13 protein-coding genes are annotated in these 14877 nt (G+C 48.3%); 3 read left to right on the forward strand and 10 right to left on the reverse strand.

Annotated elements, in window-relative coordinates:
* Nucleotides 1–49: 49 nt before the first annotated feature.
* The 6 genes from M0Q40_05655 to M0Q40_05680 form a co-directional block, all read right to left on the reverse strand.
* Nucleotides 50–1429 (reverse strand): MATE family efflux transporter, encoded by a 1380-nt coding sequence (locus M0Q40_05655; protein MCK9222095.1) that lies wholly within the window; start codon nt 1427–1429, stop codon nt 50–52.
* A 401-nt stretch (nt 1430–1830) separates the two neighbouring features.
* Complete coding sequence (locus tag M0Q40_05660) at nt 1831–2256, reverse strand: hypothetical protein (GenBank protein MCK9222096.1); 426 nt, start codon at nt 2254–2256, stop codon at nt 1831–1833.
* A gap of 564 nt (nt 2257–2820) precedes the next feature.
* Nucleotides 2821–3147, reverse strand: coding sequence for a CGGC domain-containing protein (locus M0Q40_05665; GenBank protein MCK9222097.1), 327 nt, complete (start codon nt 3145–3147; stop codon nt 2821–2823).
* Between the two features lie 142 nt (nt 3148–3289).
* Nucleotides 3290–4366, reverse strand: a complete 1077-nt coding sequence (locus tag M0Q40_05670; GenBank protein ID MCK9222098.1) for a Gfo/Idh/MocA family oxidoreductase — start codon at nt 4364–4366, stop codon at nt 3290–3292.
* Between the two features lie 35 nt (nt 4367–4401).
* Nucleotides 4402–5238, reverse strand: coding sequence for a fumarylacetoacetate hydrolase family protein (locus M0Q40_05675; protein MCK9222099.1), 837 nt, complete (start codon nt 5236–5238; stop codon nt 4402–4404).
* 509 nt (nt 5239–5747) lie between these two features.
* Complete coding sequence (locus M0Q40_05680; GenBank protein ID MCK9222100.1) at nt 5748–6638, reverse strand: N-acetylmuramoyl-L-alanine amidase; 891 nt, start codon at nt 6636–6638, stop codon at nt 5748–5750.
* A gap of 69 nt (nt 6639–6707) precedes the next feature.
* Between M0Q40_05680 and M0Q40_05685 the strand changes: the two genes are divergently transcribed.
* Nucleotides 6708–7349 carry a coenzyme F420-0:L-glutamate ligase gene (locus tag M0Q40_05685; GenBank protein MCK9222101.1) on the forward strand — a complete coding sequence of 214 codons (642 nt, stop codon included), beginning with the start codon at nt 6708–6710 and terminating at the stop codon, nt 7347–7349.
* Between the two features lie 115 nt (nt 7350–7464).
* On the opposite strand, the gene M0Q40_05690 is transcribed toward M0Q40_05685, so the two are convergent.
* The 3 genes from M0Q40_05690 to M0Q40_05700 all read right to left on the reverse strand — a co-directional run bounded on the left by M0Q40_05690 (nt 7465) and on the right by M0Q40_05700 (nt 11421).
* A complete protein-coding gene (locus M0Q40_05690) occupies nt 7465–9306 on the reverse strand; it encodes a phosphoenolpyruvate carboxykinase (GTP) (GenBank protein ID MCK9222102.1) in 1842 nt (613 codons plus the stop codon).
* A gap of 175 nt (nt 9307–9481) precedes the next feature.
* Complete coding sequence (locus M0Q40_05695) at nt 9482–10354, reverse strand: diacylglycerol kinase family lipid kinase (protein MCK9222103.1); 873 nt, start codon at nt 10352–10354, stop codon at nt 9482–9484.
* A gap of 80 nt (nt 10355–10434) precedes the next feature.
* Nucleotides 10435–11421 carry a CPBP family intramembrane metalloprotease gene (locus M0Q40_05700; GenBank protein ID MCK9222104.1) on the reverse strand — a complete coding sequence of 329 codons (987 nt, stop codon included), beginning with the start codon at nt 11419–11421 and terminating at the stop codon, nt 10435–10437.
* A 296-nt stretch (nt 11422–11717) separates the two neighbouring features.
* Here M0Q40_05700 and M0Q40_05705 point away from each other — a divergent pair, with 296 nt between their 5' ends.
* The gene (locus tag M0Q40_05705; protein ID MCK9222105.1) at nt 11718–12605 is read left to right on the forward strand and encodes a lysophospholipid acyltransferase family protein; all 888 of its coding nucleotides are present in this window, start codon (nt 11718–11720) and stop codon (nt 12603–12605) included.
* On the opposite strand, the gene nagB is transcribed toward M0Q40_05705, so the two are convergent.
* A complete protein-coding gene (gene nagB / locus M0Q40_05710; GenBank protein MCK9222106.1) occupies nt 12602–13333 on the reverse strand; it encodes a glucosamine-6-phosphate deaminase in 732 nt (243 codons plus the stop codon). The two genes, M0Q40_05705 and nagB, sit on opposite strands and share 4 nt — an antisense overlap.
* Nucleotides 13334–13497: 164 nt before the next feature.
* On the opposite strand from nagB, the gene M0Q40_05715 reads away from it, so the two are divergent.
* Nucleotides 13498–14265 (forward strand): N-acetylmuramoyl-L-alanine amidase, encoded by a 768-nt coding sequence (locus M0Q40_05715; protein MCK9222107.1) that lies wholly within the window; start codon nt 13498–13500, stop codon nt 14263–14265.
* Nucleotides 14266–14877: the final 612 nt, after the last annotated feature.

Below are 14877 nucleotides of genomic sequence, written 5' to 3' on the forward strand. Positions count from 1 at the left end.
CGACATCTCCCCTTAAGCTTTAATCTCTACCGCCTGCTGTCACAAGTAGCTAGACATGCAGATACTTCCAATGGCCCTGCTTAAATCTCCACCACAATAGGCCAGCCCGTATGAATAAATCAACTGCCATCGCAATCCAAGCCCCCACCAAACCTAGTTCAAAATGAATGGCAAGCAAATAAGCAAGAACTACCCTGGTCCCACATAAGCCAATAGCAGAGATCGTCATAACAGAAACGGTATCCCCGGCACCCCGCAGCCCACCATTTAGTGCCATCACCGCGGCCAAGGCTGGTTGAGCTAGAGCCTCAATGCGCAGCACCTGGGCCCCGAGGGCAATAGTTTCTGCATCATCTGTGAAAACCCGGACCAGCTGATCTGCCCCAAGGAAAAGGACAACTCCAAGACAAGCCATCGTCCCCATGGCAAGCTTCATCGCTTCAATATTGCTTCTCTCCGCCAGTTCCGGATCCCGGGCGCCTAGGGACTGTCCAACCAAGGTTGTAGCAGCTAGAGCAAAGCCAAAGCCGGGCATAAACGAAAGAGATTCAGCGTTTTGAGCCACTTGATGGGCCGCATAGGCCACCGTACCCAAAGATGAAACAATGATCGTGTACAGAATCTGCCCAAAGCGCATCACCCACAGCTCAAAGGCCGCCGGCACGCCAATGCGCAAGATTCGGCTAATAGTCTCTCGATGGGGCCGAAAGGAATCCCGCCAGGAGATTTTAATGGGGCCTTTACCCAAAGCAACAACGGTAATAGCGGTTATTCCACCGACCCCCTGGGAAATTGCTGTAGACAATGCTGCTCCCCGTATACCCATCATGGGAAAAGGACCAATCCCAAAAATAAGGAGATAGTTGCCGATAACGTTCACGATATTGACTAAACCTGTGATAAACATCGGTGTCCTGGTATCTCCAGCCCCCCGCAAAACCCCATTGGTGATGATCAAAAGAAAGTTGGTGATCATTGCAAGGGAGATAATGCGAATATAGCTTGCCGCATCATGACGTACAGCAGGATCGGTTCTATGAAACAGCAAGTTCAAAAAGAATTCAGCGCCGCAGAAGGTGAGCACCGTAACAACTGCGGCCAACACAAAGCCTAGCACCATTGATTGACGGGCAACTTGACTGGCCTTATCCGGCTCTTTAGCTCCTACGTGCCTCGCCACTAAGGCAGTGGTGCCGGTGGCAACAGCACTAAATACACTGGTAAAGGTCATCGTGATCTGGGCACCCAAACCAACAGATGCCAAGGCCGCCGGACCTAAACGACCAACCATGATCGTATCAAGCATGCCCACAGCCATGTGCAACATCTGTTCTGTCACCGCTGGCCACGCCAACTTTAGTATTTCAGACCGAAGATTCCGTGACTGAATAGCCGCAAGACGGCGCGGCGTCATACTTGTATTGCTCATTTCATTACCTCAAAGTGTCATTCAGTTTATATTATATTACTGCGCTTCCACCAAACAAACAAGTCCCGATAAGTCTGGCTTCTTCACAACCCAGTCATAGGCCGCACCGTGAGGGTTCTTCTTTAATAAGGACTTAGTTAAACGCATTAATGTTCCTGGAACACCCCATTGGTGTGACTAGAACCATATCTTGAGATGTAATGTGGTATTTAAATGGGTAAGAAGCAAAAAGAGAAACAGTCCAAACAAGAACCCCTGTTGCCAAGGGCATTCTTGTTCAAAGAGGCGGTCGTATTCATTTGTCCTAGTGCAAAACTGCGGCACCCTAGACTATTACGGAAGATATGAAGGGAAGTTTCCTCTTTTTGTGCATCACCAAAAAGAGGAAACTAAACCGGCTACTAGAACTGCATTCTCAGTCCGCCCCGTATCATAGCATTGGCTTCTGTGCCAAAACCATATTGATACTCTGCATAAAAGTACGAAAACCCGACTCCTAATAGAGCATGGCCTGTAGTTTCCTTCGCATCTACATCATAGGTGGCACCTGCTCCTACATACATCTTCAGGTTTTGTACAAACTCAGGTAAAGAGTAAGCCCCGGAAAGGTTAACAACTGGTTTGCTGCCAAGCCCATCCACGTTAAGAGCTAGTGACAGATCTCCGGCAAACATCCGTGCGTAACCTACACCTAGTTTCAGGTCTTCAAAGTCGTAAGCATAGACACTGATCTGGTTTTTCGGAAGCTCTGCCGCCGCTACCGCCAACGTAAGCCCCATCAACATTGTACATACAACCAAACCGATCATCATGGAACGCTTGAACATATCATTATCCCTCCTTTCATGCCTAAATACTATGATACTTCTGCATATCATCCGGAAATCCTTCTAACAGAACGTACTGCTTCTCGGGTTTTGACATCAGCCATCCCCCTCCTGGATGGTTTTATCCTATGTACGAAGGCTTTCGGATGGTTCAACCATAAACTAGCTTGGTAAGAGACATCCTTCTTATGGTACCGGCCAGGCATGAGATGTAGAGCCACTGGAAGTCCTCGAAACAGAACTGAGCATAAAAGGCCAAGGAGCCCATCAATAACGCAGAAGTACGCACTTGAGATAGCAAGGGATATGACCCTGGTGGCAAGCTAATCTATCCAATGAAGCCGCTTAAGACCTTTGACGACAATCGCTCGATAATAAAAAGCATCCTTTTTCGAGAGGGCAGACTAAGCTTGGAACTTAAAGAGCATACCCCCCAAACCAAGGGCACCGGTGGCACACACTCTTATCGCCTTTACATGATTAGACTTACAACAGAGTTTCCAGTCGAATAAATGCTACAGATACCTCAGACTGACCCCTCGACACAGATGATGCCTCATCTTGCTAATGGGTCCATTCTAATACAGTTATGTCGCATTTGCGTTTTATCGCATTTCTCATGGTTTCGAAATGAGGACATGGATAACCTATTGGAGTTCCCTTGCTGATACAAGAAGCCAGGACAATTGCCTCTGCACCGCTATCAACCATAAGTTTGGCCCTTGCCACTGCCCTTTTTCCAGGACATCCACCACATGAAACAAACCCGATTACTACCACCGGGCCAGTCTGCTCAAAGACACATTTCCCTTCTTTTGCAATCAGAAAGTCGGTGGTTCCTGGACACATGTCCTCTGTTTGCTGACACCGGATTATTCCCACTTTTACCACTAGACCTCCACCTTTCGGTACTTTGTGGAACAACTACCGAATTTCCACGAGGGATTGTACAAAGCCTTAGATTCGCTACGTACTATCTAATGAGGTGATTCATCCCCGTCTGGATGGGATGAATCACCTCATTCATTAATCCTTATCTTCCTTTCAGGTCACTAAATAGAACCTCTTTCCCCCTCTCGGAAGACAAGTAGATGGCCTCAATGATATAGCTAACATCAATAATCTCCTCAGGCCTGGTCAATGGCGCCCGGTTATGCTTAATACAATCAACTAGATGGGAGATCTCCTCGGCATAGGAGCTGTGGTCTTGAACCGATAGGGCAATGTTCTGCTGCTCGCCGTTGATGGTGGTAAGTAGCTTAGTGCCCTCCGCATCCTGCCTAATTCCGCCCTTATCCCCGAGCAACTGCAAGTAACTCCCGGGGATGACATGGGCAGCCCAACTTGCCTCTACGTTCAATGTGGCGCCATTGGCAAACTTGATACTGCCAAAGGCACAATCCTCAACATCATTAAGGTCAGTAAAGACATCTCCCACCCGGGTATCATTTGGTGGCCATCCACCGTCAACTGCTGTCTCACCAAACTTTTGGTACACACTACCTGTCACAGAAACCGGTTCAGGCGCGCCCATTAACCAATAGGTCAAATCAAGGGCATGGACACCAATGTCCAACATGCAGCCTCCACCGGACCGGGACTTATCAGTAAACCAACCACCTAACCCCGGAATACCGGATCGACGCAAGTAACCTGCTTTAGCATAGTAAACATTCCCTAGCTCACCCTGCTCAATACGACGCCGCATTTCCTGTGAAGCGGCCTCGAATCTGCGACAGAAAGCCCCCATGAAGATTCGATCCACCGCCTTCGCCGTTTGGGCAATATCCTCAGCTTCTTTGCCAGTGACGGCAACGGGCTTCTCACACAGGACGTGTTTCCCTGCCTTGAGGGCATCCTTCGAGATAATCCCATGGGTGAGGTTGGGGGTACACACACTAACTACATCGATCTCATCCATTGCTAGCATTTCCCGGTAGTCTGTGAAGGCATGGGGAACCATGAACTTCTCTTTTACCTGCTTAAGTTTCTGTTCGTTAATGTCAGCAATGGCCACAATCTCAGCGTCCTTACGCGCTCTCCAGGAAGGAATGTGGGCCGTCTGAGCGATACCTCCCACACCAATAATCCCTACTTTGATCTTCTTCATGCTAATCCCTCCAGAATAATATTGTAGATTATAAGTCATCTCTCTTTTACTACCGGATTCCTCAACACGCCTATACCCTCAATCTCAATCTCCACCAAGTCACCGTCCTGCAAAAAGATTGGAGGTCTCCTTGCAAAACCAACACCCGATGGAGTCCCGGTGGCAATAACATCGCCAACCTCTAGAGTAAACAGCCTGGACAAATAACTGATCAGCTCAGGAATGGGAAAGATCATCTGCTTTGTGTTACTGTCTTGCATGGTTTCTCCGTTGAGTCTTAGGGAAACATGTAGATCATGGGGATCGGCTACTTCATCGGTGGTGACAACCCACGGACCCATTGGAGCAAAGGTATCACATGTCTTACCCTTGAGCCATTGGCCACTTTCCATTTGTAGATCCCTGGCACTGACATCGTTAATAATGGTATAGCCCGCCACGAAATCCATCGCCTGCTCCACCGGGACATTCTTTCCCCTTCGGCCAATCACTACCGCCAGTTCTGCTTCATAGTCCACCTGGCTACTGATCCGGGGTAGGACAATCGGTTCATCAGGACCAATCACGGCACTGGCGTATTTGCCGAAAACCACCGGTGTTCTCGGCAGCTCCATATTCGTCTCCGCGGCATGATCCCGGTAATTTAGTCCAATACAGATGAGTTTAGGAGGACGGGGAATGGGAGCAAGGAACGTAAGATCCTGATCTTTCACGGAGAGTGGATTTGCCACAGACACCTTTGTGGGATTACCTAATCCCTCTGTGATCAAATCAGCAACATCCCGCCATTGGGTTCCTGCTTCCTTTTGCAGAGGAATCACCCGACCATCAATAACCTGCGCTACAAATGTAGTATCACCTCTACTGCACAAAGACAACTTCACCTAGCACGGGCCAGTCAGTTGAAAAAGTAGCCCTGTCACCTCCACTAACCGATGACTAGTAACCATGTTCATCAAGTATTGTCGGATCCTCTCTGAATACATTCGACAAGCACTCCTGGTCTCCTGTCATGCTGAGCACAGTTGCAAAGATTCCTCCCTGCTTTAACAAGCAGACACAGAAGCGGCATGGTAAATCGAAACCCAGCAGACGCTTAGTTTGCCGCTTGTTCGGTCCCAATCCCCATTGTCTTTATTTGAATGTCCATGACAAAGGATCCTTGCATTCATGATACCTTAGTCCCGAACTTAATACCTTGTCCTGGGAAGGAATGAACGTTTTACCAAGAAGCGATGTTTCCACCCGGGATCTAAGCCAAGGGAACCTACGGCTTGTCCAAAGCAGTAGAATACTTGTTGATCACGATGCCAGTGCCGATACCTAATGTATATAGGTCCGGGCACATTTAGGCTACTTGGGGCAGCGATGCCCTATGTCTTCAGAGCAGATACTCCATCAGTCCATGTAAGCTCGATTGAACTATGCGTTCTTGTACGTCCACATCCCTTAGCAGCCCTTCACCCACCAAGTTTCTGATATTCTCCAATTCAACGATCACTCCAGGACAAGTCCTGGGTAACACCAACTCTTCCAGGGGTAGAATCCCTAGATCCACAAGGTAGTCATTTCCTAGCATAATCGCCTTATTCAATGAAGTGGCCAGTTTTTTGCTCCCTTGGTTTGCGGCATACCGGACTAAGGTTCCCCGCTTATCTGCGTTTGGGTGGCTATGCGCATGCAACCCGATATACATTTCTGCCCTCTCCTGCTGCAATACACGTAGCCTTTCTTCCCAAGCCATGTCTTGATCGATCCGCCGGGTCATAATCACCCGGGCACCATGTTTCTCCAACCATTTGGCCAGAATAAGCGCGGTCTGTAATACCACATCAGCCTCTTTATGTCTTCTTACGGCCCCACTATCTGTTCCCCCATGGCCGGGATCGATGCAAATTCGTCGACCATTGAATCTTTTGCAGACCTCCCGTCGCGATAGCTCCACACAAAGCCGCAGAGGTATTCCTGGATGCCAGCTAATCACGGGCTTAGTAGCAGTAACTTGGTCGATCTCAATACAAACCCCCTGGGCCTTTCCGTAGACTGTCACCGTATTGAGCAACCCGTCATAGACCTTCAACTGCGTCCGAGGCGGATTAAGTATAACATCACTAATAATAACGAGCACCCGCTTGCCACACATCGGCGTGCGGACCTTTAGGCTTTTCGAAGTAATTAGTTCCAAAACAATATGATCTACTGGTTCGATCCTGTTTAGAACTGTTTTTACATAAAAGTTCGTTACGACCCCAAATTCCCCACTGGAATTCACAATACCCACTCCTTCTTCAGGAATCTACCCGGCCACTTCCCCATATAATGGACTAGGGAGGGAATTGTAGTGAACTCACTTTATCCTATTCCACTGCGGACCCATCTGCTTATGCCAGGTGAGGATATCGCTAAGGTCATCTCCGGTTATACCCGTCATATCGCCCGTTCCAGTGACATAGTTGCTATTGCCGAGACTGCAGTAGCCATCACCCAGGGACGATTGTATCTGCCAGAGGAGATTAGGCCTAGTCCCTTGGCCCGGTTTCTCTGTCGTTTTCCCAACAAGGCCGGTAATCTAACATCCCCTCATTCGATGCAGCTGGCCATCAGGCAAGTGGGCGCATTACGGATCTTGCTTGGGGCGTTTGTAGCAGTCATAGGAAGGTTGATTGGTAAGAAGGGGCTATTTTTCTATGTCACAGGCCCTAAGGTACGATCCATTGATGATGTATCCGGTACTGCACCACCCTTTGAGCGATATATCATCGCCGGGCCTGACCATCCAGACCAGTTGGCCGAAGAAATACATGCGAAGACAGGTATGAGGGTATTGGTAACAGACGTAAATGACTTAGGATGTGTCAACATTATAGGTAGATCTAAGGGGTTTAGCAAAGAAGATCTCAAACACTGCATCGCAGCCTTGAAATCAAATCCTTTCGGCAACGCGGACGAACAGACCCCATTGGTACTCTTGCGGGAGGGCTAGAAATAGGCGTCCTTGGGTATCCAATGATGTCTGTGTGGGGATAATCAACTGCAGTGCGGGTACAAAGGGCTGAGGCCATATGGTATGGGCCCCGGTTGAACCGGGGCCCATTGACTTACACCAATCTATAGGGAGAAACAACTGCACCGTACTTTGTCTTTGCCTCTTCTAGAAGCTGTTTTTGCTTCCGAATCTGATCCATGAATTCCGCCGGTACATCATCATGCTTACTAAAAATTGCTTCCATTCTGTCGTATTTAGCAATGTACTTATCCACACGAATCGAGAATTGCTCAACATACTCTTCCTCGGTGTAATCCTTGTTCAGATGCTCTTTGAAAAGCACCTTTAGGTCCTCATATTTCGGGATGCGACCGATTGGTGTTTCAATGGCGTCGAAATCACCATTCACCCGGCCTTCCATCCACATAATCCAGACCTTCTTATCTAGGATTCCATTTAAGTAGGAGCCCTTACCATCCTTACGCAGGAAGTAGTTGGTGGCATAGACTGTGGGTGGATTATCCAAGCGCTTACCAAAGTCTAGATAGTTTCGAATATAAGTGCCTAAGGAGATGGCTAAGAAATCAGAGTTGGCCATGGGGTTGTGTTTCCTTACCCCCTGTTGGCCCAATGTGGCAGCTGTAGTTTCCGATTCGAGACAGGCACCAATCATCACACCATGTCCCCAACTTGGGGACTCCGCCACAGGTACACTGGTATCTGAATCCCGACCTCCGTAGATAAAGCCGCTTACGGGAACACCCTTTGGATCCTCTAAGGAAGAGTCGGAATTGGACAGCTCGTCAATCCGCAAGGTATACCGAGAATTCTTGTGGGAGGCCGGAACTTCCTTACCATCGGGGCCCTTCTTCCCTTTGTACCATTCCCCGGAGAAATTTCTGCCCGTATCCGGAATATCTATACCCATACCGCCCCAATAGGGAGTGCCATCATGTACCAAGACATTGCTGAAAATAACCTCTCCAGGTCTAGTGAGGGCATCGAAAATCACGGGATCATTTTTCTCACTCACATCTTCAATAATTCCAAACATGCCTCTTTCAACATTAACCGCCCGCACCTGACCGTCTACTGCACGAAGATACGCAATATCGTCACCGACTATTACACCGCCGGGAATCATTGCTGTACTTGTTTTGCCACAAGCACTGGGAAATGCGCCAGTGAAGTAGGTGGTGCGGCTGTTAGGACCCTTCGCACCCATAACAAACATGTGCTCGGCCAACCAGTCCTCCCGGGATGCCTTCTGGATCGCAAGACGTAGCGCCAGTTTCTTCAGACCTACACTGTTGCCAGCGTACTGATTATTCACGGTAAATACGCGGTTTGCTTCTAGGTCGATGAAGATGCGCCGCTTGTCCACGTCAACGCTGACCCCATTGGCTAATCTACCAGCCGAATGGATGAAGTGAAAGAACTTCTTGGAACCGTTTAGTCGTTTGAACTCCTCATAACCCGGTCGATAAAGAATGTTTTCGCTGTGAGCAACATACGCCGAATCGGTGATCTGCAGAGCCGGAATACTAAACTTGGAATTGGTGGGCCCTAAGCAATAGAACAATACCAACATCTCTTTGCCCTGCATGGAGCCATCTAGATAAGAGAAGATCTCCTCTAGCCCTTCTTTCCGCTCCTTGGCCTCATTACCCAAACCAGATCCTTCTACATCCGAAACGAGATACTTCGTGTTCTCTTTGTCCCGGGCTTGATCGTAGTACCCGTCGAAATGCACCGTATGTCCTTGTATCTTCAAGGGGGCTTCTTCACCATTCTTCTTTGCAAGCTCCTTAATGTAATCGGCATCCTCCTTCGCATCGGTAAACACAGTCACCTTTGCAGGCTTGCAAAGATCGATCGCCCAATTAACAATCTCCACGACATGCTGATTATTCAATTCTTGCAGTTTCTGTAGATTTGCACCTTCGAGACTCATAGATAGTTCCTCCCCACACTACTAATTTCCGAACCCGCGGGACACAAACAGTCCCACTCTTTGCATTCCTAGTCTTCGGTTTCGCTAAAAACCAAGGGAGTGAAATTCGAAATTTCCTCCCAATATACTATATCACTAAAGAGGTCAATGGGTCAATACAGAAAAACCTCAACTTCTAGGCTAGCACAGCAATGGCCCTAGGCTTGACTGCTATTTTGCACGGAGTAGTACCAATTGATTCCCCATCGGCTTGAAGTCTTAGGGGTCGTTCTGTGGTAATCTTGATCTTCTTCGATCTATAGAATTTTACCCGGGGATGATTCATATGGTTTCCCGAATATACTCGTCCAAGGTTTGCCAGGAAGCTCATTTTCCCCAGTTCCTCAACCAAGCAGATATCCAAGAACCCATCTGACAGATCAGCCGGAGGGGCAATCTTCATACCCCCTCCGTAATACTGCCCATTTGCCACTACTACCATTAAGCCCCGCTTTGTGATTTTCTCATCGTCGAGCTCAATAGATATACTACATCCTTTGAATCGATAAAGGGTCTTCAATGCCGCTCCTACATAGGCTGCCATTCCTCGAAAGGGCAGAACGCTGCAGTTGACCTGATGGGCCACCTCAGCATCAAAACCCACACTAGCCCCATTGATAAAATGTGTATCACCCAGCTGGACCACATCTACGTGCCTAATGACACGGTTTTGCAACCGTTCCAGTGCCAGTTCAAAGTTTCGAGGAATTCCAAGGGTACGGGCCAAGTCGTTTCCCTTCCCCGTTGGTATAATCCCCAGAACAGAGGAGCTGCCAAGCATGCCGTTTACCACTTCATTAATGGTCCCATCGCCCCCCACTGCAACTAACTCTGAGAAATCAGCTGTGCTCTTAGCAGCAAGGGAAGAGGCATGATAGGGGCCCTCGGTATAAACACAATCCACTTTCAAGTTGAGCTGCTTCATACGGCGATAGATCCTTGGCCACAGGCGACCAGTTCTCCCTGCACCAGCAGTCCGATTAACAATGCATAAGATCTTTCTATCCACAGCGGCGGTCTACTTTGCCGATCAACGATGGCAAGATGACCTACACCCCCCTAGGGTAAGACAACACCTTTTATTTCCAATCAACACCAAAGGTACACCAACTGCCAGATGACATTTATGCCACCATGTACTAAGACCGCACTCCACAGTTTTCCTGTTCGCCAATAGATCCAGCCGAAGGCTAAGCTGGCAAGGAAAGCTAACACCGCAAATTTCGGATTATAAATATGGCCAAGTCCAAAGACCAACGATGCAATCAAGATCCCCGTCCAAGAAGAGCCTTTGGGCAACACAGAGAAAACATAGTTCTGGAGGATTCCCCGGGCCAAGAGTTCCTCTCCTAGGGAACTGTTAAAGAGGAAAAAGGCAGCAGCAACCCAGAAGTTTTGCCACCTTAGGGTTTCTACCCCGGGTGTGAGAAACCCCCATGCAAGACCCAAGGGAACGAGCAAGACAAGCAAGACCAAGATCAAACCAATGGATAAAAGAAACTCCTTCCTGCTCAAGTCCAACGTGTAGCCTAGGTCTACCTTCCTAATTACGAGGTAGATAAGCAGCGTTGTAGTAAATGCAGATAAGTGACTAAAGGATGCGGAGAAGATAAAAGGATATTGCCCGGATATCATCAAACCTCCATCCCCGCCAAGGAAACTGGACTGGGCAATCACTGCCAGGTACAAAGCTAGTAATATATCCTTCCAGGAGAGTCGCTTCCCCCAATTGCGACTAAGCATTACCGGCAACGCGTGCACAATCAGGATATAGGGGAGGTAGTAGAACCTGAACTGCTCTCGAACCAAGAGCAGCAGACTGCCCCACCCAGCTAAAAAAAGGAAGTAGAAGATGAGATTCCTCTTGTTAGAGAAAACGACAGTCATACGGTCCCGAAAGGTGGAGACGAAACATCCTAGGATCATCACGTAAAACGGGGATAAAAAAATAACTGCCAAAAGTCGCGGGGAAACCGTGAAGCAAAACGTCTCTAAAGGGAGCATTAAGACGGCACTGATAAACACAAAGGCGGCCATCGTTACCCCAACCAGCGAACTTGTGGTCCTACTCTCCATCAGCATGCATCTCCTATTCTACTGATGTTAGATTCGCCAAGGAAACCATATCTTCCTGCCAAGGGTCTTTGAGTCCGCTGGTTAGGCTTCTTACTCTCCTAGGCCCGCTAGGTCTCTTGGTCTTTGCCGGAATTGAAGGACCAATGAGCAAGGAACAAGGCCCCCTGTTGCCTAGCTTCATGACGTAGTCAACCGCTACCACCACGCTGGACTCTAAGGTAATCTCTGACACATCCATAGAGGAATGTACCGTGAATTGTCGAACTGATCACAATGCGACTAAAGGAGGAGCGAAATTGGAGCCAAGACGCAGCAAGAGACTACTGGAGGGTATTAGCTTCCTTGCCACAAAAATCCCCTTTGGAGTTGCCCAGTGTTTTTTCGCTGCTATCGGTTCTTTTTTGTACGGCCTACTTCTCCTTACACCCCACCGGAGATTGCTTGCCAACAGAATCCAACACGCTCTTCAGACTAGTCTATGGGAGAGTCATGGGGTTGCCGCAGCCCATGTACGTTTGATGTTTGAATCACTAGTTGAGATCGTCCGACTGAATGAAGAGCCTGCATCGTTATTGAAGACGCGCGTTGCCATCTTTGGAGTAGAGAACCTTGAGGCCGCCCTTGCCCAGGGCAAAGGGGTCATCATCCTCTCGGCCCATTTTGGTAACTGGGAATTAATCGCGCCAAAGCTATCCCTAATGCACTATTCCGTCACCGCCGTAATGCAACCCATGCCAAATAAGGTATTCGATTCCTTCTTTCGGCAGTTGCGGGCCACTACTGGCACCACAATTATTGACAACAATCGGGGCGGCATCAGACAGGGTATGCAGACCCTAAGACAAAACGGGTTGTTGCTACTGCTTGCGGATCAACACCCCTTTACGGCAGCGCCTGAAATTGAGTTTTTAGGTCACAATACCCCCATTCAGACAGGGCCAGCTTTACTGGCCCTTGCAACCGGAGCAACAATCATCCCCACCTTCTGCATACGAGAGAAGCGGGGATACCATCGAATTGTTATGGAAAAACCCCTTGATTACATCCCTGAAGGAGACAAGGCAGCAGATGTTGACCGAATCTGCCGCCTGTACCACCAAGTCTATGAGCGATACATCAAGGAGCATCCGGACCATTGGCTCTGGTTCCACGATCGATGGTTAATTGGCAGAAACCAGTCCTAAAGGGTTAATGAAGCCGCGGCCTCCCTGTCAAGAATCACCGTAACATCAGGATGCAACTGCAAGACAGAGGCCGGTACATCCTCGGTAACCGGTCCTTGCAGCGACCGTTCAATCGCCCAAGCCTTACTGGCTCCATTGGCCAAAAGAACAATCCGTCGGGCATGCATAATACTTCTGATCCCCATGGAAATAGCTTGTCGGGGAACATCAGCCTTGTTGTCAAAGAAACGGGCGTTAGCCTCAATTGTCTGCTGAGCCAAGTCAACTACCCTCGTCCTGCTACCAAAGGGAGTCTGGGGTTCATTAAAGCCAATATGTCCGTTAACCCCGATGCCAAGAATCTGTAGATCAATGCCTCCAACACCTTCGATTTCCTTCTCGTAGTCTGCACATTCTCTGTCCAAGTCCTCTGCTAGACCCCTAGGAATCCGCACGTTCTCCGGATTAATATCGATCTGATCGAAGAGATTATTGTACATATAATGATGATAGCTGGAGGGATGATTAGGCCCAAGACCTAAGTACTCATCAAGGTTAAAGGTCCGGACCTGTTTAAAACTCACCTGTTGTTTTTGATATAAATCTATTAATGATTTGTAAGTGCCCAAAGGTGTGCTTCCTGTAGCCAGTCCCAACACCAATTTGGGATTCTCATGAATAGAATTAGAAATCAACTGTGCAGCCTGTTTGCTTAATTGGTCATAGTTATCTGTAATGATTATTCTCATCATATACCACCTCTCGTTGGATCTAGTGGAACCACTTAACACTACTTATTTAGCTTCAGCAATCCAATACTCCTGCCGTGTTCTAAACAAAACTAAAGAGATATAGACTATATTAGCAAGGTCCGTAGGCCGTTATCTGGAAATACGACCGAGGTGATCTGAAAGTGGCGACTTCCAAGAAACGTTGCTTTTTCTTTGTTATCAGAATAGAACATTGGCCATTGGCAATACGCATCGGGATTATCCTCTGCTTCTTCCTGATCGTTTTCCTTCTACCTAGAGATGAAAAGCTAGTTATCGGCGAGCTAAAGGCTGGTTTGAATAACCGGGTGATCGGTATTGATCCTGGACACGGTGGGATTGATGTTGGGACCTACCACTATCCCACCGGTTCCGCTGAGAAAACAATTACTTTAGAAATTAGCAAACGTCTCGCCCAGATCATCTCCGAAGCTGGAGGTATCCCGGTTCTTGCTCGAGAAGACGATATTCGCTTCGCAGAAAGCCCCAGAGAGGACCTCCGTTACCGGATCAGTCAGTTAGAAGCACAGAATGTAGACTGTATTATTAGCATCCATGTGAATTACTACCCATCATCATCGCCCTTCGGACCCCAGGTTTTCTACTATCCAACCAATCCTCAAGGAAAACGGTTGGCTTTACTTATTCAAGAGGAGCTTCTTGCGGTACGGCCCGACAACCAAAGGCAAGCGGTACCCGAAAACTTCTTCGTGTTAAGGGAGACCACCCTTTCTTCGGTTCTTGTGGAAGTAGGCTTCATGTCCAACCCTAAGGATCGACAGCTAATGCAGGAAGCAACGGGTCAAAACAAAATCGCAATAGCCATCGCCCGCGGGATAAGTCGCTTTTTCATGGGTGAGCAGCCCAAACCGGTAATCACTGAAGCGACAGATGGTCCATTACGTATCTAGACCATCTCCATGGTCACAACGGGCACTACTCTGTGTTAAAGGCTCATCTCCCTAGATGCCGACCTATTCCCCTTTTTCAGCTACATCTTTCATCTAAGATTGAAATTACTCAGAATGGCGGAAGACATGTTCTACCGGCCGTGTACTAAACCGGAAAAGACTTAGTACAATGATGGAGCTGTCGTGTGGGCCCAATAAGGACCGCCCACACGAAGTACCCGATAGTGTCATTTGAGTCATGCGCAAGATAAATTTCAGCCTAGGTTCACTAAAAGAGATAGCTGAGAAAGCGAAACGGAAGGTAGTGCGTAAGAATGTCTATGTACCTCGGGCAGCCGGTACACCCATTGCCCATGTAGGAAGGACATCATCGAGGGGTACGTCGAACCTAGTTCACAGGGTCAGATGGCATGCGCATCAGCTATTGACATAAATCAAGGAGTCGGTGGCCATGAAGCGTTGACCCTTAATACAGGCTTTGCCGAGCTCAGTATGAGTCAAGAATTTACGGGTTCAGGTAGGTGATCGCGAACGCGACGGATACCGCGGGTCCCATGAGAGAGAAGGGAAAAGAAGGGATCGAGAGGCTCAATCTCCAATATAGGAGATAAG

The sequence above is a fragment of the Limnochordia bacterium genome (assembly GCA_023230925.1).
Lineage (GTDB): Bacteria > Bacillota > Limnochordia > DUMW01 > DUMW01 > JALNWK01.

Bases quoted from the DNA above. Each gene is read 5' to 3' on its own strand.
- M0Q40_05660 (MCK9222096.1), bottom strand. From the start codon at position 2,256: ATGTTCAAGCGTTCCATGATGATCGGTTTGGTTGTATGTACAATGTTG.
- M0Q40_05655 (MCK9222095.1), bottom strand. From the start codon at position 1,429: ATGAGCAATACAAGTATGACGCCGCGCCGTCTTGCGGCTATTCAGTCA.
- nagB (MCK9222106.1), bottom strand. From the start codon at position 13,333: ATGAGAATAATCATTACAGATAACTATGACCAATTAAGCAAACAGGCT.
- M0Q40_05690 (MCK9222102.1), bottom strand. From the start codon at position 9,306: ATGAGTCTCGAAGGTGCAAATCTACAGAAACTGCAAGAATTGAATAAT.
- M0Q40_05700 (MCK9222104.1), bottom strand. From the start codon at position 11,421: ATGGAGAGTAGGACCACAAGTTCGCTGGTTGGGGTAACGATGGCCGCC.
- M0Q40_05670 (MCK9222098.1), bottom strand. From the start codon at position 4,366: ATGAAGAAGATCAAAGTAGGGATTATTGGTGTGGGAGGTATCGCTCAG.